Below are 24462 nucleotides of genomic sequence, written 5' to 3' on the forward strand. Positions count from 1 at the left end.
GTGCCCCTGCGTGCGCTCGCGCGGGCCCCGTGGTCGGGCGCCCCGCGTGTGCGTGCCCTGCGTGCTGGCGTCCTGCGTCGTTCGTGTCCTGCGCTGCTCCTGTCCTTCGTCGTTCGGGCCTCGTGACTCGGGCCCGGTGTCCCGCGCTCGGTGCCTCGTGGCCCGGCCCCGTGGTGCGGGCGCGGCGCCCGTGCCGCCCCCGGCGGCCAGTCTGCCCCGCTGCGGGGCGGCCGTCGCCGGATTTCCCCGAGGCGGCGTGTGCGGCCGACGGCCGTCCGCACTCACTGGGACGGGGGCGCGGGGCGGACGGTTGCCCCTCCGGGGATCCGGCCGGGCCGCCGGGGCGGTCCCGCGGTGGCGGGGGGCGTCCGTCCGGGGGACGGGCGGTGGCGGCGGGCGTGGAGCGGATGCGAGAGGATGGCGGGACCCCGAGGGTTCGATGAGTCCGAGAGTTTCGAGAGTTCGAGAAGGAGCGCGACCCGCCATGCGCACTGCCGTCGTCGTCGGTACCGGACTGATCGGCACCTCCGCCGCACTCGCGCTGGCCGGTCGCGGGTTGACCGTCCACCTGGAGGACGCCGACCCCGACGCCGCCCGGACCGCCGCCTCGCTCGGCGCCGGCACCACCGAGTCGGCCGACGGCCCGGTCGACCTGGCGATCATCGCCGTCCCGCCCGCGCTGGTCGGCAAGGTGCTCGCCGACTGCCAGCGCCGCAACCTGGCCCGCTGGTACACCGACGTGGCCAGCGTGAAGGCCGGACCGCGCAGCGAGGTCGCCGCGCTCGGCTGCGACACCGTGCACTACATCGGCAGTCACCCGATGGCCGGCCGGGAACGCTCCGGCCCGCTGGCCGCCCGCGCCGACCTCTTCGAGGGCCGCCCGTGGGTGCTCACCCCGACCGCGGACACCGATACCGAGACGCTCAACGCCGCCCTGGAGCTGGTCGCCCTCTGCGGTGCGATGCCGATCGTGATGGACGCCGCGGCCCACGACCGGGCCGTCGCCCTGGTCTCGCACGCCCCGCAGCTGGTGTCCTCGCTGGTCGCCGCCCGCTTGGAGCACGCCGACGAGACCGCCATAAGGCTCTCCGGCCAGGGCGTCCGGGACGTCACCAGGATCGCCGCCTCCAACCCGGGCATGTGGGTCGACATCCTCTCCGCCAACGCGGGCGCCGTCGCCGACATCCTCGAGGAGGTCGCCGCCGACCTCGGTGACACCGTCACCGCGCTGCGCGCCCTGGAGGCCGCCGAGGAGGGCGAGCGCCGGGCGGGTGCGGCCGGGATCGAGGCGGTCATGCGGCGCGGGAACACCGGGCAGGCCCGCATCCCCGGCAAGCACGGCGCTCCGCCCACCCGGTACGAGACGGTGTCGGTGGTGCTCGGCGACCAGCCCGGCGAGCTGGGCCGGCTGTTCGGCGAGGTCGGCGCGGCCGGGGTCAACATCGAGGACGTCGTCATCGAGCACTCGACCGGCCAGCAGGTGGGTTTCGTCCAGCTGGCGGTGGCTCCGGCGGCGGTCAAGCCGCTCACGGCGGCCCTGCGGCAGAGCGGTTGGAGCGTCCGGGACTGACGGGACTGAGCCGGTGGTCGTGGGGGCGCCCGGCGGGGTCGGGGGTCGGCGGGGCGTCCGAGCGGCCGGTCGGTTGGCCGGCTGGTCGGTTGGCCGTCCGGGGGCGGATGCGTACGTGGAGGAGGCCGAGGAGCAGCCGCTGCTTCCGGCTCGGGGGGAGGACGGCATGAGGATCATCGACATCCCGCTCGGAGCGGATGAACGCCCGGGCGACGTAGGGGAGTTGGAAGCCGTCGGGAACGAGGGCTTCCTGGCGGCGGTGGTCGGCGGCGAGTTCACCGTCCACCACCGCAGCACCGCCTCGCTGCTCGCCCTGCCGGGGGAGCGCCGGGCGGCGGGCGCGGCCGGGAGCGGGGATACGGACACGGCAGGGAACGGGGACGGGGGCGAGGGTGAGGACGAGCCGACCTGGAGCCTGTTGCTGCGCGCCGTCCACCAGGCGTTCTGTGCGCACTTGCCGCTGAGCCTGTCACCGGACGTGCTCTGGTACGCGGTGGTGCACGAGGTGGCGGTGCACGTCCGGCTGAACGCCGAGGCGTACGCGGGGGTCTTCGGGGCCGCTCCGACGACCGCCGCGGACGCCGCGCCGGGGCCCGTCCCCGGTACCCGGCGGCCGATCGTGGTCCGCGACGACTCCCTGCTGGGGCCGGATCCCGACTGGTCCCGGTCGATCCGGCTGGTCCGGGAGCCGCTGGCCGAGGCGATCGGGGCCGAGCTGGTGGACCTGTTCCAGCCGAGCTTCTCGACGACCACGCCGGACGACGTCTCCTCGGCGCTGGTCGCGCTGATGGACGCGGTGAGCCCCTACTGCGATTTCCAGTGGCTCTCCCTGTGCGGCATCCCGCGGGTCCGGCTGGAGGGCACGGCGGCGGACTGGGCGCTGCTGGCGGAGCGGGCCGGCGGGCTGGCCCGGAGGTTCACGCTGCTGGACCCGTGGTTCGCCGAGCTGCTCCCGGTGCTCGACGAGATCGCCGCCACCGCGGCCGGCGGGCCCGTCGACGAGGACTTCTGGCGCTCGCTGTACAAGTGGGAGTCCGAGTCCGGCGGGCCGTACGTGTCCGGCTGGATCACCGCCTTCTTCGCGCACACCCGGCGGAGCACCGGCCCCCGGCCGCGGACGGACTTCCGCTGGTGGGGGCGTGAGCACGTGTTCACGGAGAACGCCTTCCCCTCGCACGTCTCGCAGGTGCGGTTCGAGTGGCGGCAGCCCGCCGGGGCACGCCGGATGGCCTTCGTCGCCGGGGTGCTCGGCGTCGAACGGGACGGCGACTACCTGCGGCCCCGGCTCGGGCACGCCGTGCTGGAGGCCCTCCGGGAGGGCGGGGACCCGGCCGCCGAGCAGGCCGCGCTGGCCGCCGCACAGCTGCCCGCCGGGTGGACGGTCGAGCGGGTGCGGCAGGTCAGCCGGGTGGACGAGGCCGCCCTGCTGGCCACGGAGGGGCTCGTCGTCGACGACCTCGGGGGCGATCCCGAGCAGGCCCGGCCGGTCGCCGTGATCCGCTTCACGTGGGCCTGCCTGTTCCGGGTCGCGGACGACGAGGACTGGTACGTCGGACTGCTCGACCCGCGTCGCGGCGTCCTCGGCAGGGAGAACTCGGTCGGGCCCGACCTGACGAGCGCCCTGGAGCGGATGCACGGGTACTGACCCGGGACGTGATCCGGGACGTGATCCGGGACGTGATCCGGGACGTGACCCGGGCCGTGACCCGGGCCGTGACCCGGGCCGTGAGCCGGGACGTGACCCGGCCCGGACCGGGGTCCGGCGCCGGTCCATTAACCTTGAGGAAGACAATCCCCTGCCGTCTGCCCGCCCAGGCTCCGGCTCCCATGCTCAGAGAGAGGTTCGGCCCCGTGGACACTGCCGACCGAGCGCACGCCCCGGTCGTCGTCGCCATCGACGGACCCTCCGGCTCCGGGAAGTCGACCGTCTCGCGGGCGGTCGCCGCCCGACTGGGCCTGAGCTTCCTGGACACCGGCGCCATGTACCGGGCGATGACCTGGTGGATGCTGGCCAACGACGTCGACGTGACCGACCCGGAGGCGGTGGCCGTCGCGTGCGGCAAGCCGGTCATCGTGTCGGGCACCGACGCCGACGGCCCCACCATCACGGTGGACGGCCAGGACGTCTCCGGACCGATCCGCGGCCCCGAGGTGACGGCGCAGGTCAGCGCCGTGTCCGCGGTGCCGGCGGTGCGGACCCGACTGGTGGAGCTGCAGCGCGGCTGCGCCGAGGTCGCCGAGCGCGGCATCGTCGCCGAGGGCCGGGACATGGGGACGGTGGTGTTCCCGAACGCCACCGTCAAGGTCTTCCTGACCGCCTCCGAGCAGGCCCGGGCCGAGCGCCGCGCGGCCGAGCTGCGCGCCAAGGGCGTCGACGAGGCGACCATCACCGCGATGGCCGCCGACCTGGCCCGCCGGGACGCCGCCGACTCCTCCCGGAAGACGGCGCCGCTGACCCAGGCCGCGGACGCGGTCCTGGTCGACACCAGCGACCTCACCCTGGAGCAGGTGATCGGCCGGATCGCCGCGCTGGTGGAGGAGCGGGCCGGACTGTCCTCGGTCTGACCGGGCCGGGACTTCCAACGCCCCGGGGGCGTGAACGCCCGGAACCCTCGACCGCACCGCGGTGCCGCCCCGGCGGCACGTAGGACGCGATCGCGCCGCCGAGGCGCGACGTGAGAAGTGATTCGCGCTGCCCCGACCGGGGCAGGTACGCACGGCACGCCCCTGGGAAGGGCCGGGCCGGGAAACGGAACAGACGAACATGACCGCAGAGCACTCCACCGCCGATCACGGCGGCCTGGACGCCGCCGACTACGCCGAGTTCATGGCCCTCGCCGCCGAGGAGGGCTACGACATCGACGGCGTGGACGGCTTCGACGGCGCCGAGCACGTCCCGCTGCCGGTGCTGGCCGTCGTCGGCCGCCCGAACGTCGGCAAGTCGACCCTGGTGAACCGCATCATCGGCCGCCGCGAGGCCGTCGTCGAGGACAAGCCGGGCGTCACCCGCGACCGGGTCACCTACGAGGCCAGCTGGAACGGCCGCCGCTTCAAGGTCGTCGACACCGGCGGCTGGGAGATCGACGTCCTCGGCATCGACGCGATGGTCGCCGCGCAGGCCGAGCTGGGCATCGAGCAGGCCGACGCGGTGCTGTTCGTGGTCGACGCCACCGTCGGCGCCACCGACACCGACGAGGCCCTGATCAAGCTCATCCGTCGCGCCGGCAAGCCGACGGTGCTGTGCGCCAACAAGGTCGACGGCCCGTCCACCGAGGCCGAGGCCGCCTACCTGTGGTCGCTCGGCCTGGGCGAGCCGTTCCCCGTGTCCGCGCTGCACGGCCGCGGCTCGGGCGACCTGCTCGACGCCGTCATGGACGCGCTGCCCGAGGCCCCGCCGCAGACCTTCGGCGACGCCGCCCCCGGCGGCCCGCGCCGCGTCGCGCTGATCGGCCGGCCCAACGTCGGCAAGTCCAGCCTGCTGAACAAGGTCGCCGGCGAGGAGCGGGTGGTCGTCAACGAGCTGGCCGGCACCACCCGCGACCCGGTCGACGAGATGATCGAACTCGGCGGCAAGACCTGGAAGTTCGTCGACACCGCCGGTATCCGCCGCCGGGTCCACCTGACGGCCGGCGCCGACTTCTACGCCTCGCTGCGCACCTCCTCCGCCCTGGAGAAGGCCGAGGTCGCGGTCGTCCTGATCGACGCCAGCGAGACCCTCGCCGAGCAGGACACCCGGATCATCTCGATGGCCGTCGAGGCCGGGCGCGCCGTCGTCATCGCCTACAACAAGTGGGACCAGCTCGACGAGGAGCGCCGCTACTACCTGGAGCGCGAGATCGAGCGCGACCTCGTCCAGGTGCAGTGGGCCCCCCGGGTCAACGTCTCGGCGAAGACCGGCCGCCACATGGAGAAGCTCGTCCCGGCGATCGAGACCGCGCTGGAGGGCTGGGAGACCCGCATCCCGACCGCGCGGCTGAACGCCTTCCTCGGCGAGCTCGTCGCCGCCCACCCGCACCCGATCCGCGGTGGCAAGCAGCCGCGCATCCTGTTCGGCACCCAGGCGGGCGTGCGCCCGCCGCGCTTCGTGCTGTTCGCCTCGGGCTTCCTCGAGGCGGGTTACCGCCGCTTCGTCGAGCGCCGGCTGCGCGAGGAGTTCGGCTTCGTCGGGACGCCGATCTCGATCTCGGTGCGCGTGCGGGAGAAGCGCAAGAAGAAGTAGAAGTAGGAGGAGGGGTGGCGGTGCCGGGTAGCTGATACCCGGTACCGGCACCGGTACCGCTTCGGTACGAGCGGTCGCCCTTGTCGGGGCGGCCGTGTGCGAGGGCCCTGTCACCTTGGTGGCGGGGCCCTCGCCGGTTGTTACGGGGTGGCCGGGGTGCTCGGCGCGGTGCGGGAGGGGCGGCGCGGGAGGGGAGGGAGGAGGGGGAGCGGCGGCGCGGCAGGGGAGGAATGGGAGGGGCGGAGGCGGGCCGGGGCCGCTCTCCGGTCAGTGGTGGTCGCCGTTGCGGCCCGGGGGGAGGGAGAGCATCTGGCGGTGCCGTCCGCCGGCCGGCGCCGGAGCGGTGGCCACGCCGGAGGCCGTCCCCATCATCGGGGCGGGCGCGGGGGGCGGTGCCGGCACCGTGTGCGGGATCGGGCCGAGGTAGCCCGCGGCCACCCAGCCCTGGCCGTTGGTGAACTGGGGGGCGGGGGACGGGGCCGGGGCGGGGTCCGTGGCGGTGGCGGTCTGACCGAAGCCGTCGCTGGTGGGGGCGGCGGGCCCGGGGTGGGCGGGGCTGTGGCCGGTGTGGTGCGACGGGTGGTGGCCGGTGTGTCCCGCGGTGTGGCCCGTGTGTCCGGCAGGGACGGCCGTGTGGCCCGCGGTGTGTCCCGCGTGCCCCGTGTGTCCGGCAGGGCCGGTGTGTCCTGCGTGCCCGGAGTGTCCGGTGTGGTGGGCGGTGCCGTGGGCGAGGTGGTGGTGGGTGCCGTGGCCGGCGCCGTGGCCCGTGCTGTGCCCGGTGCCGTGGCCCGCGCTGTGTGCGGTGGTGTGTGCGGCCTGCTGGTTCGGCATGAACTGCGGGAGGCCGGCCGACTGACCCCCGTAGGTGTGGAAGGACTGCTGCTGCGGGTACGCGCCGCCCAGCCCCGAGTAGGCGTCGCGGACCGCGAAGCCGGTGAACTTCAGGTCCTCCTCGCCGGAGCGGTCACCCGGCAGTGCGCGGAACAGCCGCCGGTACTCGGAGTACAGCTCGTCGTAGATCGGCGTCGTCGAGTGGGGGTGCTCCGCGTCGTACGACGGGCGCATGCCCGGGATGGAGCGGGGGGCGGTGGTGGTCAGGCCGGGGGACGAGGAGACGTCGTAGCTGTACACACAGGGGCCAACGAGTGAGGGGGCGGGGGGATGCGGGGTGCCGGGGCCCGGCCGGAAGGCGGGTCGGCCTCGGGGGGAGGCCGCCTTCCGGCCGGGTGGCCGGGCGTGGCGCGGAGCGGTGGCGGGGCGTGGGTGCGGAGCGGTGGCGGGCGGGAGCGTTGCTGCCGTGGGGCCCGGCCGGTGCGGGGGCTCGGCTCGTGCGCCCCGGCGCCGACCAGGTGCGCCGAGGGGCGGGGCTCAGGTGCCGGCGAGCGGGAGGGAGGCGGCGACCACCTGGCCGAGCGCCACCGCCCGCTCGAGGGCCTGGCGGAGCAGGTCCTCGCGGGGCTGGCGGCCGACCATCCCCGCCGGGACGGCGTACATCGTCACCTCGGAGAGCTGGCTCGCCGCCAGCCGCCAGGCGTCGGTGACCTGGAGCGGCTGGTGGGCCTGCCACCAGCCGGTGCTGCCGCCGGCCGCCGCGGGCTGCAGGATCGCGTGCAGCTTGCCCATCGCCACCAGGACCGACCAGCCGGAGAGCTGGTCCGGGGTCTCGTCGAGGTCCGTGATGCGCTGGAAGCCGGCGTCCTGGAGCAGGTCGAGGAACTCGTCCTCGCCGGAGGTGCTGCCCGGACGGCCGACCGGCCCCGTCGGCTCGACCACCAGTGAGGCGTGCCCGACCTTGCCGTGCAGGACCAGCCCGCAGGTGATGCCGAGGATGGCGGCCTGGCCCGGCGCGGTCTGCTGCGCGGCGGGGGCAGGAGCCTGGGCGAAGGCGGGATCCGCGGCCGGGGCGCCGGTCTGCGCCTGGTGGATGCTGCGGACGGCGCCGACCAGCTGCTCCTCGGCCACCGGCACCACCTGGGACGGGATGCAGCGGGCGTGGGCGAAGGCGAGGACGGCCGTCTCCTCGCCCACGAACAGCACGGTGCTGGTGGGCTCCACGTGGGTGTCGCCGGGAGTGCGGCAGGAGGTGCACTCGTAGCTGTCCGGTGCGCGGTCGCCGCCGAGGAGGCGGTCCGCCTCGTCGTCGCCGATCTCGGACCGGACCTCGTCGCTGACGTCGAGCATGCGCGGCACAGGGTCTCCTCGGGTGGGTGCGGTTGGGGTCGGGGGCGGGTGACGGGGAGGTCGCCATGACCAACGGGCCCTTGTGTCAGGCGTCACGGGTGGCCGTCGAGGCTGACGGGAATTGCCTCGGATCCGACCGCGAGGAGTGTTCTCGTGGTCGCAATGTGTCGATGTCGGTGGCAGGCCTGCCGGATTGAAACGGTGAGGTGGGTCACGCGGCCTCGATGTTTGATCTACGAATTGACGGCCAAAGCGGACAATTCGGGCATGATTGCTTGGTCATTACCGCCGGTAACCCTTCGCTGAGCTGGGCAGACCGGTGGAAGTTTGGTTTCCCCGTCGACCGGCTCGTAGCTTCATTGGCGGCGCAACGAGCGCCACCCGGGTTCACCCCCGACGCCCTGCCCCTCCCCGGCCCCGCCGGGCGCGGCAGGTGCCCGCCGACGCGATCGCTCGAACAGGTCGCCCGGCGAGCGGCTGGGTGGCCAGGGCGGCAGCGGCACGTCCGACACGTGCACGGCCGTCCGACGGACGCGGCAAGCGAACGCGGCCCTCTCCAGGGCCTGGTTCCGCATGCCCGCCCGGGGCTGTCGAGAGGAACCCCATGACCTTCCGTAACGAGACCGCCGCTGCCACCACCACCGCCGCCACCAAGCGCAACCGCGTTCGGATGGCCGTCGTGGCGGGCGCCGCTGTCGCGGCCCTGCCGGTGGCCGGCCTCGTCACGGCCACCTCGGCCTCCGCCGCCTCCGTCTCCACCTGGGACGCCGTCGCCCAGTGCGAGAGCGGCGGCAACTGGGCCATCAACACCGGCAACGGCTTCTACGGCGGGCTGCAGTTCACCTCCAGCACCTGGGCCGCCTTCGGTGGCACCGCCTACGCCTCCCAGGCCAACCTGGCCACCAAGGCGCAGCAGATCTCCGTCGCCGAGAAGGTCCTCGCCTCGCAGGGCCCGGGCGCCTGGCCCGTGTGCTCCGTCAAGGCCGGCCTGACCAAGGGCGGCGCCCCCGCCGCCGTCGACACCTCCGCCGGTGCGACCGCCGCCAAGCCGGCCGCCCCGGCCGCCAAGCCGGCGCAGACCCCCGCCCCGGCCGCCAAGGCCGAGGTCGCCCCGAAGGCCGCCGCCCCGAAGGCCGCCGCCCCGAAGGCCGCCGCCCCCAAGGCCGACGCCCCGAAGAGCGACGCCCCCAAGGCCGACGCCCCGAAGAGCGACGCCCCGAAGGCCGCGCCGAAGAACGACGCCGCCAAGGGCGCCTGGACCGGCTCGAACGACGCCAAGCCGGCCAAGGGCGACAGCTACACCGTCAAGTCCGGTGACACCCTGAGCTCCATCGCCGCGGCGAAGGGCCTGGACTGGCACGACCTGTACAAGAACAACGCCAAGGTCATCGGTGGCAACCCCGACCTGATCCTCCCGGGCCAGGCCCTGAGCATCTGAGTCCGGTCACCCGGTCTCGGCGGTTCGTCCGGTGATGCGTCCCGGTGATGCGTTCCGGTGATGCGTTCCGGCGGCTCGTTCCGGTGACCTGATGGATGGCGGGCGTCTGACGCTCGTTCAAGGGCCTCCGGCCCGGCCACGCGCCGACACCACGGCCGCTCCTCCGCTGCGCGGGGGAGCGGCCGTCGGCGTTCCCGGCGTGTCGGGGAGGGGCGGGCGGCGGCGGGCCTATCGTCGGGCGCTATGCGGCATTCGCGTGACGGGGGTGGGGGCGGGGTGCCGGTCGTGCCGGCTGAGCCGGCCGCGCTTTCGGGCGGCGGTCCGGTGGTCGGTCCGGTGTTGGGTCGGTTCGTCGGTCGGCGTGTTGGTCCATTCGTCGTTCCGTTCGTCGTTCCGTTCGTGGTGCCGGCGCTGGTCCTGGCGCTGCTGACGGTTCCCGGCGGCTCGGCCGGTGCGGCGAACCGGGTCGCGGACCTGATCTGGGACGGGCTCGCCGACTGCGAGAGCGGCGGTGACTGGCAGGCGGACACCGGCAACGGCTACTACGGCGGCCTCCAGATCTGGCTGCCCACCTGGGTGGACGCCGACGGCCTGCGGTTCGCCGACCGGCCGGACCACGCGACGCGGCGCCAGCAGACGAGCGTCGCCGAGGAGATCCTCCGGCGGCAGGGCTGGGAGGCCTGGCCGAGCTGTGCGCGGGACCTCGGACTGATCGTCGACGCGACCGGGGGCGACTGACCGCCCTGGCGGGGCGGTTTCCCGGCCGTCGGGGGCTGTGCTCTCTTGCCGTCGGCCGGTCTCCGCCGACCGCTACCGGCTTCCGCCGACCGTGACTGATGCCGTGACCGTGACCGTGACCGTGGTCGGCGCGTGCGGGAGGATGGTGGGGTGATCCAGGGTGAGCTGTTCGGTGACCCTTCGGCGACCTCCGCCGCGCGCGGGCGCTCCGAGCCCGCCCCCGGCGCCGTCCTCCTCCCCGGCTGGCTCGACGCCGCGGCGAGGCTGCGCCTGGTCGCCGCCTGCCGGGAGTGGGCCCGCCCGCCGGCCGGCCTGCACACGGTCCGCATGCCGACCGGCGGGACGATGTCCGTACGGATGGTGAGCCTGGGCTGGCACTGGTACCCGTACGGCTACCGCGACGTCGCCGAGGACGGCGCGCCCGTCAAGCCCTTCCCGCCCGAGCTCGGCCGCCTCGCCCGTCAGGCCGTCGCCGACGCCTACGGCCCGGACCCCGCGGGCATCCCGGGCGCAGCCGGGTACGAGCCCGACACCGCGATCGTCAACCACTACCCGCACGGCGCGAAGATGGGCCTCCACCAGGACCGCGACGAGCGGGCCGACGCCCCCGTGGTCTCCCTCTCGCTCGGTGACACCTGCGTCTTCCGGCTCGGCAACACCGAGACCCGGACCCGCCCGTGGACGGACCTGGAGCTGCGCAGCGGGGACCTGCTGGTGTTCGGGGGTCCGGCCAGGTTCGCGTACCACGGCGTGGTGCGCACGCTGCCCGGGACGGCGGATCCGGAGCTGGGCCTGGTCGGGCGGCTCAACATCACGGTGCGGCAGTCGGGGCTGGCGCCGCGCACCCCCGGGGCCCCGTCCGGTTCCGGTTCAGGTACGGGTGCCGGTGCGGGTTCGCGCTCCGGTGCGGGTTCGCGCTCCGGCTCGGGGACGGGCTCCGGTTCGGGCGCGGGCTCCGGTTCGTCGTTCGAGGCCTCGTTCGAGTGAACCGGCCCCTCGGGCCCGCCGGGCGGGAATGACCCCGGTCGCCGGAGAATTCGAGTGGGTTGGAGAATTCGATCAGGACGGGCACCGGCAACCGGACGGAAGACCTCCGCCCCGGCCGAGGGCCCGGAGAGGAAACGCACCCATGGGTACCCCCGTTGACGACCTGGTCGACCTGCTCGACCTGGAGCAGATCGAACTGAACATCTTCCGCGGGCGCAGCCCCGAGGAGGCGCTGCAACGGACGTTCGGCGGCCAGGTCGCCGGACAGGCCCTGGTCGCGGCGGGGCGCACCGTGGACGGCGACCGCCCGGTCCACTCGCTGCACGCCTACTTCCTGCGCCCCGGCGTGCCCGGGGTCCCGATCGTCTACCAGGTCGACCGGATCCGCGACGGCCGCTCCTTCACCACCCGCCGGGTGCTCGCGATCCAGGGCGGCCGGTCGATCTTCGCCCTCACCGCCGACTTCCACCTCCCCGAGGCGGGCGGGATCGAGCACCAGCACCCGATACCGGACGTCCCCGCCCCCGAGGACCTGCCCAGCGCACTCGAGGAGGTCGGATCCAGGCTCGGTGAACTCCCCCCGTTCATCAGCCGCCGCCAGCCCTTCGACATCCGCTACGTCGACCGGCTGCGCTGGACCAAGGAGGAGCTGGCCGGCGTCGAGGCGCGCAGCGGCGTCTGGCTGCGCACCAACGGGCAGCTGCCCGACGACCCGCTGATCCACGTCTGCGCCCTCACCTACGCCAGCGACATGACCCTGCTGGACGCCGTTCGCGCCCCCGTCGAGCCGCTCTGGGGCACCCGGCACTTCGACATGGCCTCGCTCGACCACGCCATGTGGTTCCACCGCCCCTTCCGGACGGACGACTGGCTGCTCTACCAGCAGGAGTCCCCGATCGCGCACGGTGCGCGCGGGCTCGCTCGCGGGCAGATCTACGACCGGAGCGGGCAGCTCGTGGTGTCCGTGGTCCAGGAGGGGCTGTTCCGGCCGCTGAACGGCTGATCCGGCCCCTGTCCGGGTTCGGGGGCCTCCGGGGAGCGGGCGGCCTGCGGCGCCGGGGGCCCGGCCCGGTGTTGCCGCCGTGTTGCGGTTGTGGCGGGCCGGGATGAACCGTCCCGACGCGCGGCGTTGTGCTGGTTGACCGAGCTGGGCGGCCCGAACCGCGGGCCGTCCGAGGACCGAAGTGGGAGGGTTCACCGATGACGGCGACGGCCGCGGAGGACTGGAAGCACTGGAGCGACAACCGGGCTGCGGCCGTGAGCGCGCCGCACGGCCAGCTGGCGCTCACCGGCACGCACTGGCTGGAGCCCGAGCCCGCCCGGATCCCCGGTCTGCCCGGGCAGTGGTGGACCGACGCCGAGGGCGTCCGGCTCCGGGCGGAGGCGGCCGAGGGCATCACCGTCCACGGCGTCGACGGGCCGGTGGACGGCGAGGTACTGCTCCGCCCCGACACCGACCCGGCCGCCGACCGCGCCACCCTCGGTGACCTGCTGCTCGTCCCGATCGAGCGGGAGGGCGAGCTCGCCCTGCGGGTCTTCGACCCCGCCGCGCCGACCCGGACCGCCTTCGCGGGGATCTCCGCGTACCCTTACTCGCCCGAGTGGGCCGTCCCCGCAGTCTTCACCCCGTTCGAGGACACCGGCGACCAGTCCGTCCTCGTCCCCAACGCGGACGGGAAGGAACGGCCGCTCGCCGTCGCCGGGCAGATCGCCTTCACCGTGGCCGGCGAGCACCGCACGCTGACCGTCAGCGGCTCCGGCGACCGTCTCAGCGGCGTCATCGCCGACGCCACCAGCGGCATCGACACCTACCGGTTCCGCTTCATCACCCTGCCCGCCCCGGACGCGGACGGGCACACCGTCCTCGACCTCAACCGGGCCTACCTGCCGCCCTGCGCGTTCGCGGACCACTTCATCTGCCCCTTCCCGCCGCCGGGCAACCGGCTCGACTTCGCGGTCGAGGCCGGTGAGAAGCAGGTCCTGACCAGGTAGGACGGCCCGGAGCCGGGCCCCGGTGCGGGGCGCGCGGCGGGCGGGGCGCACGATGGGGGGTTGTGTCAACCAATCATCCTGCCAATTCAGCCCCGCCGTCCGACCCCGCCCCGGAACCGGGCGCCGCGCCGGTATCGGGCGCCGCCCCGGCGCCCGGGTCCTCCGCAGTGCCCACCGACGCACCGGTCCCCGATGCCGCCCTGCCGGCCGACCCCGCGCCCGGCCCCGAGTCCCGCCCCTGGTACCGGCGCGCCCTCGCCGACGTCAGCCCGCTGCGCGACCACGCCGACTACCGCCGGGTCTGGCTCGGCCAGGCCGTCTCCTCCATCGGCCAGCAGATGACGGCCGTCGCCGTCTCCGTCCAGGTCTACGACCAGACCGGTTCCGCCTTCGCCACCGGCCTGGTCGGCCTCTTCTCGCTCGTCCCGCTCGTCGCCTTCGGCCTCTACGGCGGCGCGATCGCCGACAGCGTCGACCGGCGCAGGCTCGGCCTGATCGGCTCGGCCGGGCTCGCCGCCGTCTCCGCCGTCCTCGCCGTCCAGGCCCTCGCCGGCCTCGGCCAGGTCGCCGTCCTCTACGCCGCGGTCGCCGCCCAGGCCGGCTTCTTCGCGCTCAGCTCGCCCGCCAGGTCCGCCATGATCCCCCGGCTGGTCCCCGCCCACCAGCTCCCCGCGGCCAACGCGCTGAACACCGTCAGCATGAACCTCGGCCTCACCGTCGGCCCCATGCTCGGCGGCGTCCTCATCGGCACCTACGGCGCCCAGGCCGCCTACCTCGTCGACACCGTCGCCTTCGCCGGCACCCTCTACGCGATGTGGCGCCTGCCCGCCATGCGCCCCCTCGGCGACCGCAAGGGCCGCGCCTCCGTCCTCGACGGCCTCCGCTTCCTGCGCGAGCAGCCCAACCTGCGCACCAGCTTCCTCGCCGACCTCGCCGCGATGATCTTCGGCATGCCACGCGCCCTCTTCCCCGCCATCGCGGTCACCTTCTACGGCGGCGACGCCCGCACCGTCGGGCTCCTGGTCTCCGCCCCCGCCGTCGGCGCCCTGGCCGGCGCCCTCTTCTCCGGCTGGGTCGGCCGCATCAACCGCCAGGGCGCCGCCGTCCTCGCCTCCGTCGCCGCCTGGGGCCTCGCCATCGCCGCCTTCGGCGCGCTCCACAACCTCTGGCTCGGCCTCCTCCTGCTCGCCGTCGCCGGCTGCGCCGACACCGTCAGCATGATCTTCCGCAACACGATGATGCAGGTCGCCGCCCCCGACGAGATGCGCGGCCGCCTCCAGGGCATCTTCATCGTCGTCGTCGCCGGCGGCCCCCGCCTCGGCGACTTCGAGTCCGGCGCCGTCGCCTCCCTCACCAACCCGGCCACCTCCGTCATCACCGGCGGCCTCGCCTGCGTCGCCGCCGTCCTCCTCCTCGCCGCCCGCCGCCCCGCCTTCCTCAAGTACGACGCCCGCCACCCCACCCCCTGACCCACCCACCCCGACCCGGCAGCGAGCACCCCTCCACGTGCTGTATTGTTTTCCACGTCGCCGGGACAACCGGGGACAAGGTCGAGAAGCCCACGGAAGAGCCCCCCAGGCTCCACCAACGGCAGCGAGACCACGGGACGTGGCGCAGCTTGGTAGCGCACTTGACTGGGGGTCAAGGGGTCGCAGGTTCAAATCCTGTCGTCCCGACTGGAGTTCGCTCCATTGTCGCAGGTCAGGGCCTTGTTTCACGAGAGTGAAGCGGGGCCCTTGATCGTTTTGAGGGCCTGCCTCTCACAACTTCTCACATCGGTGATGATCATGGTCAGCCGAGCAGCTCGCCGAGCTTCTCCGAGCCCGCCTTGAGGCTCTGCGGGTCGGGGTGCACGTAGACCCGCTTCGTGAAGCTGAGGTCTGAGTGACCGGCCCAGGCGGAGACCACGGTGTCCGGGACGCCATTGTTGGCCATCCAGGAGAGCGTGGCGTGGCGGGCGTCGTAGAGACGAACCTTTCGAACGCCGGCGGTCTCCATGAGCTTGTACGCCTCGCGCCGGAGCTTGTCCGTCTTGAGCGGGTTTCCCAGCTCGTCCACGAGAACATATCCGGTGTCGTTGTAGGCGGTTCCGGCCGGTCTTCTCCGACTGGCGGCAGGAGCCCACCACCAGCGACGCGCTGCAGATGGCCGGGTGGACGTGGCAGGGCACCATCCCGTGGATCAAGCCCGCCAGCCGTCCGCGCAAGGGCGGCTTCAAGCAGTCCGCGGAGTTCATCATCTGGGGCGTCAAGGGCACCCTCGACAACAGCCGGGACCTCTACCTGCCCGGCCACTTCATCGCCAGCCAGCCCCGCAAGGACCGGGTCCACATCACCCAGAAGCCGCTGGAGATCATGCAGCAGCTCGTTCAGATCTGCCCCGAGAACGGCACCGTCCTCGACCCGTTCACCGGCAGCGGCTCGACCGGCGTCGCCGCCCTACGCGAAGGCCGGCGATTCGTCGGAGCCGAACTCTCGCCGCACTACGCCGACGTCGCCGAGCAGCGCCTGCGCGCCGAGCTGACCAAGGACGACTTCGTCCTCGCCGGACCGGAGGCGTGACGGTGAGAACCTCGGACAGCCGGCACCGACCGGCCCGCAGACGCACAAGGGCGGCTGGAGCATGAAGCTCCAGCCGCCCTTTCCGTTTCGTCAGGCCGCCTGAATCGCCCGCTCGATCAGCGGTCCCGCCTTCTTGAGGTCGGCCGCGGAGGCGATCCGCACCTCCAGGTCCCCGGTGCCCAGGTGCCCGATCCCGCGCATGTCGCGCGTGAAGCCCTCCTCTAGCTCGACCGTGTCCGGGTCCAGGCGCAGGTACACCAGGATCACCCGGTGCGAAACCGAAGGCCGGAAGATCACGCTCGCCACGTTCTGCAGCCGCCGGTAGGCGATGTAGTGCTTGAGGACGACGGTCTCCACCTCGCCCGACGCGGTGAACACCTCGTCCAGCTCGCCGTACAGATCCTGGAGACACTCCGGTACATCGGCAAGGACCGGCAGCTCGGCCGCCTCGACGGCAACCGCCGGCACCGAAGGCGTGGTCGATCTGCGCACGGCTGCCTGGCTGACGGCAGCGGAGACCGGCTCGACCCGCTGCAGGCTCAGCAGCCCGCCGTCGAAGATCCGGTAGCGGACCAGCTCGATCGGCCACTGCCGACCCAGGTCACCAACGGCAACCCGGTCGTGGTGCGAGAACCCGGCCGCGATGCACAGCGCTCGAGGCGAACGCCAGTCGACGGACTCGGCCGCCTCCGGGCCCAGCTTCTCCCTGACGAGCGCCTCGAACTCGTGGCGGCTGCTCTTCACCCAGGTGAGATACGAGACCGCCTGTGAGACGACCCCGCTGTCGGTGCCCTTCTTGAACTCGATCACGACCGGCACGCCGTTCTCGTCCAGACCCAGCGAGTCCACCCGGCCCCGGTGCCACGGACCGGTCGGGTACTCAGACGCCAGGAACCGGATGCCGAGCATCGCCTCCATGCTCGCCTCCACCCGGCGCTGCAACTGCACCTCCAGCGCCACCGTCGAGCTGCGCAGCTCCACGTCCTGGCCGTCCGCCCCGAGCCGGAACACCTTGAGATCGCTCACCCAGCCCCCTTCGCACGATCGTACGAAGAGACCAATTGCAGGTCAGGCTGCGCTATTCCCTCGGCTGTCCAGGTGGAAGAGGTAGGTGCACGGCGCGATGTGCTGTCACGGCGCGGTCGGCTGCCCCAGGGAGTGTTGGTGCCCCGACCGCTGGCTGCTCATACCGGGAACGACTGACAGCGACGCCTCATCTGCGAGCAATTCGCGCCACTCTCTGCACCCCGCCTGCATGACCACATGACTGTCGCGCACGTCTCAGGTCCCGGTCACCGCCACGCCGGACTGGCCCAGGTTGGCCGAAATTCACCAGCTCCGTCAGTGAAAGCCAGCGCAGAGGGTCAATCTGATCAGCCATGGCGCGTGATACACAGGACAACGCCGGGCTGCGCCAAGCAGCCAGTACACGGACGACGAAGCTCGTTGGTGACCTCACAACGACGGGGCTGCGGGCTGCGCGGGCGTGGTCCGTTCGACGAGAGCAGCCCGGGGCGTGGCGAGAGGTGTCCCGGATGCACGGGGCGTTCCTCAGCCTGCTGCCACCTGGGGCCGGTCCCGCGACACCGGGTGACCTGATCAAGGCTTTGCACCGCCCTATGCGGCAGTGGGTACCTCTTGCCTGGGACGACCTGCCAGGCGAGCTCGGGTCCTTCACGATTCTCGACGAGCATGGTCTGCTGACCGGCGACGCCATCGAGTACGGGTCCGACTACAGCGAGGCCCTCTTCGAGAACCATGGGGCCGTCATCGACTGGGTACCCCGCTGGGCGCAGCAGACCCTCGAGAAGGTGGAGCGCTCCATCTACACGGTGCTCTCGTCGGCCGGCCAGGAGGAGTATGTCGCCACGCGGCAGATGCTGATCGAAGTACCCGCAGGCACGGCGGAGTTCGTCAGCGACGAACTGCACGACCGCGGCGCGCTGCACACCGAGGCGTACGATCCGCTGTCACCGGACCGACGATTCGTTGTTGGCCGCGACTCATGGTACGTGCCGTGTCCCGTGTGCAACTGGCCCATGCACGTCCAGGGCGCGGAGCTGGCATGCCGCTATCCTCAGCACTCCGGCCTGTTCAATGTGACGGACGAAGTCGACGACACCGGGGCGCCGCGAGTCCGTGGCCCAAGCCGGTGCGCGCTCTCAGCGCGGCAGAGGTGGTATGCGTTCACGAGGCGGTCTGGCGCTACATCACGATCCCCGGGGTCACTGAGGTCGAGCTGATGACATGGCTGGCGGAGCAGCCCGGAATCGGTACCGACGCGGTGACGAAGTGGCCGCACAAGGACCGATGGGATATCACTGTCCGAGCCGGCGCTGACATCTTCGAGATCGACCTGAAGGACACAAAGTCCCCGTCGCAGGTCGCCACGAGGCCGCCCAGGGCCCGACACGTCGTCGTACCGGACTACCGGGCCTGGCAGGTTGCCCAGCTGAGGCGGTCATTGCCGCCGCGCCGGTACGAGGTGCGTACGGTGCGCGCGTTCAAGACCGCGATCCGAAACGCGCTGAAGGAGGGGCGATGACCATCCGCCCCCTGACCGCGGCGAGAGTCCAGCGTCTGAGCACGGTGGCCGCGCTGGCTCTGGCGGCGCGCCTGTTTCCGAACCGTGCGGAGGAGCCCTTCCGTCACGCTTCGGCGATCCGTGACGCGCATTTCCTCGTCTCCGGACACACCCACCTGTGGGGTCGCTACCCGGATCTGTCCCCCGAGGACACCCGGAGGGTCACCAGGCTCCTGCTGCACCGGCCAGGGCGCCTGGCCATCTACGCGGCGTTCTGCCGCGCCGTGAAAGAGCTGTTCGACTCACCCGAGCTGTCCGAGGGGTTCGCGCCCCTCGACGACGAGCTCTACCTTGTGACCGGCCCTCTCCAGCAGCGCCTGGCATCGCTGGTGGACGAGGTATTGGAGACCCTCGACGACCGCAGGGCAGCGGCTGATGAAGGACGCAGCCGTGACCTTGCCCTGCAAGGCCACTTCCGGATGGGCACCCAGATCCCGGACTCGAGCCGCCCCGGCAACGGCGTGATTCAGGCCCACTATGTCCTCGACCTGCCTGAGACCCAGGCACCGCTGCCGGACTTCGGCAAGCCCAGGGAGTGCCTCACGCTCCGCGTGCCGATTGACGAGTTGCGCGCAATCGCCGACGCCGTGGACGGGAAGTTCGGGCAGAGCCACCGTCGCAAGAGCCTGGACCGGCTCTTCACACACATCCGCCGGGCCGACGGCTCCTTGCTCACGGACGGCTTCCTGACTCTCGACGCCGGCCTGATCGGCGTGCTGAGCGCGTGCACCGGTTCGGGCAAGAGCGTCCTGGCCAAACTGCTCGCTGAATGGGGCGTCAAGAACGACTTGGTGACGGGGATCGTCGTTCCACGCAACGACGGAGTGTTCTCCTTCACCCGCGCGCTCAGTGAGGAGTTGGCTGTTCTCGGTCTTCCGAACGCGGTCGTACCGCTGATCTCGCCGAACAGCATGCAGGACGAAGCCGAGAAGACCGCCCTCAGCCTCACCGAGGAAGGGCGAACCGAAGAAGCAGACGAGGCGTACTTCGAATTCGCTTACGGATGCGCGATGCAGGCGAAGTCCACCAACACCCAGGACGTCGACCTCTGGCAGCCCGGCCAAGAGCGGTGCGCGGATTTCGAGGGTACCGACCCCGAGACCGGCGAGATGCGGCGCTACCGCTGCGCGTGGTTCGCCCACTGCGGCAAGCACCGGCACCAGACGGCGCTCGCCACCGCCAACGTCATCGTCACCAGCCACATCAACCTGATGTCCGGCCGCCTGCACGTTCCCGTTCTGGCCGGCGGCCAGGTACGCAACCACATGACAGTCGAGGAAGCCCTCCTCCGGCTCTCCCACATCCTGCTCATCGACGAGGCGGACGCGTTCCAAGCCACCGGGTTCGCCAAGAGCGCCCACCACGTCACGCTCGCCCGGTACGGAAGCCGGCAGCCCAGCGCCCTGCAAGAGCTCCACGACCAGTTCAGCGTCCGGGCCGGGGCACTGATGTACGAACTCGAGCGCTACATCCACCCCAAGATCACCCAGGCGCGATTCCTCTCCGAGAGCTACGTCAGCAACGCCGCTCACGGCCGGATCGCCCAGCGGGGACCGAACGAGCGCAACCGCCAACAGCTGGCCCGCCGCCGCCTGATCATCCCGCGCCGCTGGGACGCCTGGTGCACCGCCCGCCTGTGGCGAACAGCTGACGGCACCTCGCCCACCCGCGAGCAGATCGACACCTTCCGCAAGCTCTTCAACCCGAAGGAGGAAGCACAGCTCGAAGACGCGACCGTCCCGGCCATTCCCGGCATCGGCGACAGCAGTAGCAAGCACCTGGCCCTGCTGCGCGCCGAGCTGCTCGACGCCACCGCTCTGCGCGAAGGCACCGACCCGGTCTTCAACAACGTGCACGGGCGTATCGCCGCCGTTGTGCAGCCCCTCCTGGACCCAGCCCTCTCCGACGACGACCGCGAACTCCTTGTCGACCTTCTGGTGCGGAGGGCGTACCTCGAACAGATCCGCGCGCAGATCGAGTACGTGACCAGGTTCGGCACTTCGCTGAAAGCCTCCGGTATCAACGCGGCCAACGAGCTGACCGAGATGCTGGAGGACAACAAGCAATGGCACGCCGCTCCCTATGGCCCGCTGGGAGCACCTGTCTTCGGCTTCACGGCCATCCACGACGTCGAGGATAAGCACCGCACTGAGTTGGCCCTGACCTCCTTCACCGGAGACCCGCACGCCTACACCGCGCAACTCGGCGACACCACCGCGCTGGCATTGTGCGGCCAGCGCCGCATCGTGATCGGGCTGTCCGCCACCGCCCACATGCCCGGCGGTACCATGCACCACCTCATCACGCCCCCGACCTGGTACGTCCCCGATGACATCACCGGATCGCTCGTCCTACGGCCGCTCCGCTTGCTGGACGATCGGAACAATCCCATCCGAATCTCCGGTACCTCGGACATCCATCGGGACCAGGCCCACCAGCAGATGGGGCGTGCGCTGTGGTCCCAGATCGTCCAACGCCTGAAGAAGCTGGCCAGCCGTCCAGCTACCGCACACCGTGCCCGCATCCTCGTCGCCTGCACCTCGTACCTCGGCGCCGCTCAACTCGCTGAAGGAATGATCTCCGCTGGCGCGGATCCCGAGAGCATCGCGGTTGCCACCCGTGCGAGCGACGAAAGCACGGTGCCGGCCCACTATCGTCGCCGCCCGGCCTGGTACGCGATCCCGTCGGACGCCCTGGAACGCTTTCCCCACCATCAGACCGCCAAGGTCCTCATCGCACCGCTCGCCATCGCCGAGCGCGGCCTGAACATGGTCGACCACAGCGGACGTTCCCTCGTGGGAGAGGTCATCCTCGCGGTCCGCCCGATCCCCCTAATGGACGAACCCGCCCAGCTCCTCGCGCTCATCTCCAGCCGCGCCTACAGCAGCGTCAACCATTCGGATGACCCCGCTGAGATGCTCCGCGAGCTCTCCAGCACGTCCAGCGCCGTCCACGAAGAGCTGTTCCGCAGCCACCACTTCTTCCAGTCCCTGCCGAGCAAGGTACGGCTGTCGATCGTCGCCGAGATGCTCATCGGCATCATCCAGCTCGGCGGCCGAGTACGACGCGGTGGGGACCAAGGTGTCCTCTACCTCGCCGACCACGCCTTCCACAACACCGCCAGCGGCAGCGATCTGCCCCGTCTGATCCGCGAACTGCGTGACGGCTGGGCACGGGCCGGGCAGCTCGAACTCCTCCAGAACATCTACGGCAGCACCCTCCGGGCGATCTTCGACTTCGCCGACGAAAGGACCAGCAACTGATGGCCGCCGGCCCCACACGCCTCTACACCGTCGACTTCCCCCTCAGCCCCGAACTGATGGGACAGGTCTGGTTCTACCCGCTCGCCCCGGAGTTCGAGGATCTCTGGGAGATCTGCGAACGGCAGTGGGATCCCGAAGAAGGCTTCCGCACCCCCCACGGAGCGCTTCGCGTCGCCCTGGGCACGGTCACCGGCCGCATGATCGTCTTCACCGTCGCCCGGCGCCGCGACGTCCGGTCCGGCCAGAAACGGAGCATGATCGTCGCCGACGGCCCCCTCGATCCGAAGCTCACCACCCGGTGCTTCGACACCTGGCAAAAGCTGCACTTCCGCACCCAGGCCAAGGGCCAGCTCCTCAGCCAGTTCATCGACTTCGACGGCGCGGAATGCCTCCACCTCGCGGACGTCCTCGAGCGGGACGACGCCGGATACGTCACCGGACCATGGTGGTGGAAGGACGCCGCTGGCTGGTCGGTTATCCAACGCCTCGCGTCCCAACCCATGATCGACAAAGCGCACCCCACCCAGCGCGCCACGAACTTCCGGGTAGGGCTCGCCCACGACGCCAAAAAGCTCTTGGCTTGGGACTATCCCTACTACCGCACCCTCTACGAGGGAAGGCCGAACGAACGGACCGGTTGGGCGATGGCCTACGTCTCCGTCGCCGGAGAGACCCAGCGCGGCCTTCCAGACCCGGTTCTCCGCTTCGACTGCCACGTCACCCGGGTCGCCGAGCACTGGCGCAACGTCAAGACCGTCCACATCAACCACCCGCAGTTCGACACCCTGCTGCGCGTGCCAGTCCGCCACGTACCCGAAGTCGGCCCCGACGGCAAGAAGCTCCAGGACAAGAACGGCTACCCCGTCTGGAAGACGAAGTTCCGCGGCCACACCGCCGCCATCGTCCAGGCATGCGGCCTCAACCCCGTCACACTGCCCGACAATGCGGACGGAGACCTCGACCATGTCCGCGCCGTCTTCCGCAACAAGGGCAAGCACCCCGTCGGCAAAGGCGTAGGCGCGTACTTCACCCTGCGCATGGCCGCCCACATCGCCGGAGTCCTCGGCGTCCAACCGATCATCTACGACAAATCCCGCTACAGCATCCCGCAGAAGAGCCTCACCAGCGGCCCCATCCCCGCCAAGAAACTGCCCCAGGCGCTGGAAGCAGCCGACTGGAAGTCCATGCGCCTGGTGGTGGTCTACGCCGCGGCCACTACGCCCCGCCGCATCCTGCGGCAGCTGCGCGCCGATTACGGAGTCCCGATCCCCTCCGCACTCACGGCACCGGACGCAGCGTTCGACGGAGCGTTCGTGGAGATCGCACCGACGATTACCCTCGAGTTTCGGAAGATCCCCGAACTCGTCATGCACGGCAGCCACGACCGTGCCGAGGTCGTCCGACTGTGCGGCCCCCTTCACACTGAAGACCCCGACCAACTCATCGCCGTCATCTGCGAGACTACCTGGGACGGCAAGCCCGTCCCTAACGACGGCAAGCCCCTCACCCGGAAGGCGCTCGGCGCGGCCAGGATCGTCAGCCAGTTCCTCGTCGAGGCCGCTGTCCCGGAGAAGGACGAGGAGACCGACTTCCGCGCCAGCGCAGCCCTTCGCCACATCTTCCAGGACGCCGGCGTCATCGACGACCGCCTCGCGCGGGCAACGTGCGCCTCACCCGACGTTCGCATCGAAGCGCCCATCACGGAACCGGTCACTGTCGTCGGCATCCACCTGCGCCGCCACAACTACCAGCGCGTACGAGGCCAGTCTCCCCGCAGGCCCAAACTCGTCGCCTGCCTAGTCGCGATGCACTTCACACCCGACGCCGAGACACCGCCCTACACCGAGATGTACCAGAACGGCCAGTGGCTACGCCTCGCAGAGGGACGTGCCGCCTACCACGGTGCGGACATCGGAAACGAGAACTGGGGCCGGGACGGCGACGGAGCCCAGGCGGTTCGCGACCACATCGAGACCGCTCTTGACGGCCTGATCATCCCCAATGGCGGCAACAGAGTCGTAGTCGTCCTGGACAAGGAAGGTAGCCGCAGCATCTACTCCGGCGTCGGTGACAACCCGTTCTCGGGAGGCCAGCTGCCAGGCCGCGGCCTCGCCCATGACGGCGTCGACGTAGCCGTCGTACGGCTCGCCTTCGGCCAGCACGCCGCGCGGCCGGCGACCGTCTATCGGGACGGCACCGACGATCTCGCCACCATGACCCCCAGCTACCGCCGGACGCTCATCTTCGAGAAGCGCCACCCCCACGAGACCGTCTGGATGCTCACCCAGCAGTCGCGCCAGCAGGCGGGCAACTCACCCATGCTGCGCGAGGGCAACCGGCGAACCCGCGAGGACTTCCACACCTTGCTCTCCAACCCGATGAACAAGGACCTCCACGCCACCAGCCGCATCGAGATCGCAGTCCCCAGCCCCGGCATCTGGGAGCCCGGCAACCTCATGGCCTTCATCGCGCGCCTGTGCGACCAGGCCATCGCCTGGGACCACCGAACCCTGCGCGCTGCCCCGCTCCATCTCGCTTACAAGGCCGATCAAGACCACCCAGACTTCAAGAGCCACGACCCCGGTGATGGCGATGCCGAGGAAGAGGAGGATCTCCCATAGGTACTGTTTCCTAAGCAGGACCCATACAGCGTTGACTGGACCCGCTGTGCAGGCTGCGGAAGAAGTGTGACCCGCTCCCTGGTGGCGGTAGTCGCCGGGTCGACCCCGGAGTGTTTCCGCTGTCGGCCCCAGAGGTTCGATGCGGCGCCTGAGTCGCGGACCGGTGCCGGGGTGTTGTTCATGGCTGCAACCCGCCGCCGATCGCCGGCAGCCCCCAGCCGCCTGGCAATCCTGACGCGGCGCGCGGCATACCAGACGGGCCTGGACCTAGATCTGCTACGGTCACGAGCGGCCGGATGGATCAACAC

16 protein-coding genes, 1 tRNA gene and 3 pseudogenes are annotated in these 24462 nt (G+C 71.6%); 16 read left to right on the top strand and 4 right to left on the bottom strand.

Annotated elements, in window-relative coordinates:
* Positions 1-484 precede the first annotated feature (484 nt).
* The 4 genes from ACIA8Q_RS29755 (at position 485) to der (ending at position 5789) form a co-directional block, all read left to right on the top strand.
* A complete protein-coding gene (locus ACIA8Q_RS29755; RefSeq protein WP_360209936.1) occupies positions 485-1570 on the top strand; it encodes a prephenate dehydrogenase in 1086 nt (361 codons plus the stop codon).
* A 166-nt stretch (positions 1571-1736) separates the two neighbouring features.
* Entirely contained in the window at positions 1737-3215 is a 1479-nt protein-coding gene (locus tag ACIA8Q_RS29760; protein ID WP_360209934.1) for a DUF4419 domain-containing protein, read from the top strand.
* Between the two features lie 182 nt (positions 3216-3397).
* A complete protein-coding gene (gene cmk / locus ACIA8Q_RS29765; RefSeq protein WP_387906566.1) occupies positions 3398-4135 on the top strand; it encodes a (d)CMP kinase in 738 nt (245 codons plus the stop codon).
* A 199-nt stretch (positions 4136-4334) separates the two neighbouring features.
* Complete coding sequence (gene der / locus ACIA8Q_RS29770) at positions 4335-5789, top strand: ribosome biogenesis GTPase Der (protein ID WP_360209930.1); 1455 nt, start codon at positions 4335-4337, stop codon at positions 5787-5789.
* A 267-nt stretch (positions 5790-6056) separates the two neighbouring features.
* Here the strand turns inward: der and ACIA8Q_RS29775 are convergent, their stop codons facing one another.
* Both ACIA8Q_RS29775 and ACIA8Q_RS29780 read right to left on the bottom strand, forming a co-directional pair.
* Positions 6057-6920: a hypothetical protein gene (locus ACIA8Q_RS29775; protein ID WP_360210001.1), complete on the bottom strand. Its 864-nt coding sequence runs from the start codon at positions 6918-6920 to the stop codon at positions 6057-6059.
* Positions 6921-7157: 237 nt separating this feature from the next.
* Positions 7158-7979, bottom strand: coding sequence for a hypothetical protein (locus ACIA8Q_RS29780; protein WP_360209928.1), 822 nt, complete (start codon positions 7977-7979; stop codon positions 7158-7160).
* A gap of 595 nt (positions 7980-8574) precedes the next feature.
* Between ACIA8Q_RS29780 and ACIA8Q_RS29785 the strand changes: the two genes are divergently transcribed.
* The 7 genes and pseudogenes from ACIA8Q_RS29785 (at position 8575) to ACIA8Q_RS29815 (ending at position 14801) form a co-directional block, all read left to right on the top strand.
* Positions 8575-9408, top strand: a complete 834-nt coding sequence (locus ACIA8Q_RS29785) for a transglycosylase family protein (protein ID WP_396317972.1) — start codon at positions 8575-8577, stop codon at positions 9406-9408.
* Positions 9409-9807: 399 nt separating this feature from the next.
* Positions 9808-10146: a transglycosylase family protein gene (locus ACIA8Q_RS29790; RefSeq protein ID WP_360209924.1), complete on the top strand. Its 339-nt coding sequence runs from the start codon at positions 9808-9810 to the stop codon at positions 10144-10146.
* Positions 10147-10299: 153 nt separating this feature from the next.
* Positions 10300-10980: pseudogene (locus ACIA8Q_RS29795) on the top strand (alpha-ketoglutarate-dependent dioxygenase AlkB family protein); the annotation flags it as partial.
* 295 nt (positions 10981-11275) lie between these two features.
* Complete coding sequence (locus ACIA8Q_RS29800; protein WP_360209922.1) at positions 11276-12136, top strand: acyl-CoA thioesterase II; 861 nt, start codon at positions 11276-11278, stop codon at positions 12134-12136.
* 197 nt (positions 12137-12333) lie between these two features.
* Positions 12334-13125 carry a DUF1684 domain-containing protein gene (locus ACIA8Q_RS29805; protein WP_360209920.1) on the top strand — a complete coding sequence of 264 codons (792 nt, stop codon included), beginning with the start codon at positions 12334-12336 and terminating at the stop codon, positions 13123-13125.
* 167 nt (positions 13126-13292) lie between these two features.
* Positions 13293-14594 (top strand): MFS transporter, encoded by a 1302-nt coding sequence (locus tag ACIA8Q_RS29810; RefSeq protein WP_396317973.1) that lies wholly within the window; start codon positions 13293-13295, stop codon positions 14592-14594.
* 133 nt (positions 14595-14727) lie between these two features.
* Positions 14728-14801, top strand: a tRNA-Pro gene (locus ACIA8Q_RS29815).
* 115 nt (positions 14802-14916) lie between these two features.
* Here the strand turns inward: ACIA8Q_RS29815 and ACIA8Q_RS29820 are convergent.
* Positions 14917-15192 (bottom strand): annotated as a pseudogene (locus tag ACIA8Q_RS29820) (tyrosine-type recombinase/integrase); the annotation flags it as partial.
* Between the two features lie 29 nt (positions 15193-15221).
* Here ACIA8Q_RS29820 and ACIA8Q_RS29825 point away from each other — a divergent pair.
* Positions 15222-15686, top strand: a pseudogene (locus ACIA8Q_RS29825) (DNA-methyltransferase); the annotation flags it as partial.
* Positions 15687-15776: 90 nt separating this feature from the next.
* Here the strand turns inward: ACIA8Q_RS29825 and ACIA8Q_RS29830 are convergent.
* Positions 15777-16712 carry a hypothetical protein gene (locus ACIA8Q_RS29830; protein WP_396317974.1) on the bottom strand — a complete coding sequence of 312 codons (936 nt, stop codon included), beginning with the start codon at positions 16710-16712 and terminating at the stop codon, positions 15777-15779.
* 353 nt (positions 16713-17065) lie between these two features.
* Here ACIA8Q_RS29830 and ACIA8Q_RS29835 point away from each other — a divergent pair, with 353 nt between their 5' ends.
* Genes ACIA8Q_RS29835 through ACIA8Q_RS29850 form a run of 4 tightly spaced genes read left to right on the top strand, consistent with a single transcriptional unit; the run spans position 17066 to position 24154 of the window.
* Positions 17066-17929, top strand: a complete 864-nt coding sequence (locus tag ACIA8Q_RS29835; RefSeq protein ID WP_396317975.1) for a hypothetical protein — start codon at positions 17066-17068, stop codon at positions 17927-17929.
* Positions 17929-18231: a hypothetical protein gene (locus ACIA8Q_RS29840; protein ID WP_396317976.1), complete on the top strand. Its 303-nt coding sequence runs from the start codon at positions 17929-17931 to the stop codon at positions 18229-18231. The genes ACIA8Q_RS29835 and ACIA8Q_RS29840 overlap by 1 nt, the downstream gene beginning before the upstream one ends.
* The gene (locus ACIA8Q_RS29845) at positions 18228-21533 is read left to right on the top strand and encodes a hypothetical protein (RefSeq protein WP_396317977.1); all 3306 of its coding nucleotides are present in this window, start codon (positions 18228-18230) and stop codon (positions 21531-21533) included. Before ACIA8Q_RS29840 ends, ACIA8Q_RS29845 begins: the two co-directional genes overlap by 4 nt.
* A complete protein-coding gene (locus ACIA8Q_RS29850; RefSeq protein ID WP_396317978.1) occupies positions 21533-24154 on the top strand; it encodes an RNaseH domain-containing protein in 2622 nt (873 codons plus the stop codon). Before ACIA8Q_RS29845 ends, ACIA8Q_RS29850 begins: the two co-directional genes overlap by 1 nt.
* The last annotated feature ends 308 nt before the right edge of the window (positions 24155-24462 follow it).

It is taken from the genome of Kitasatospora sp. NPDC051705 (genome assembly GCF_044453265.1).
GTDB lineage: Bacteria > Actinomycetota > Actinomycetes > Streptomycetales > Streptomycetaceae > Kitasatospora.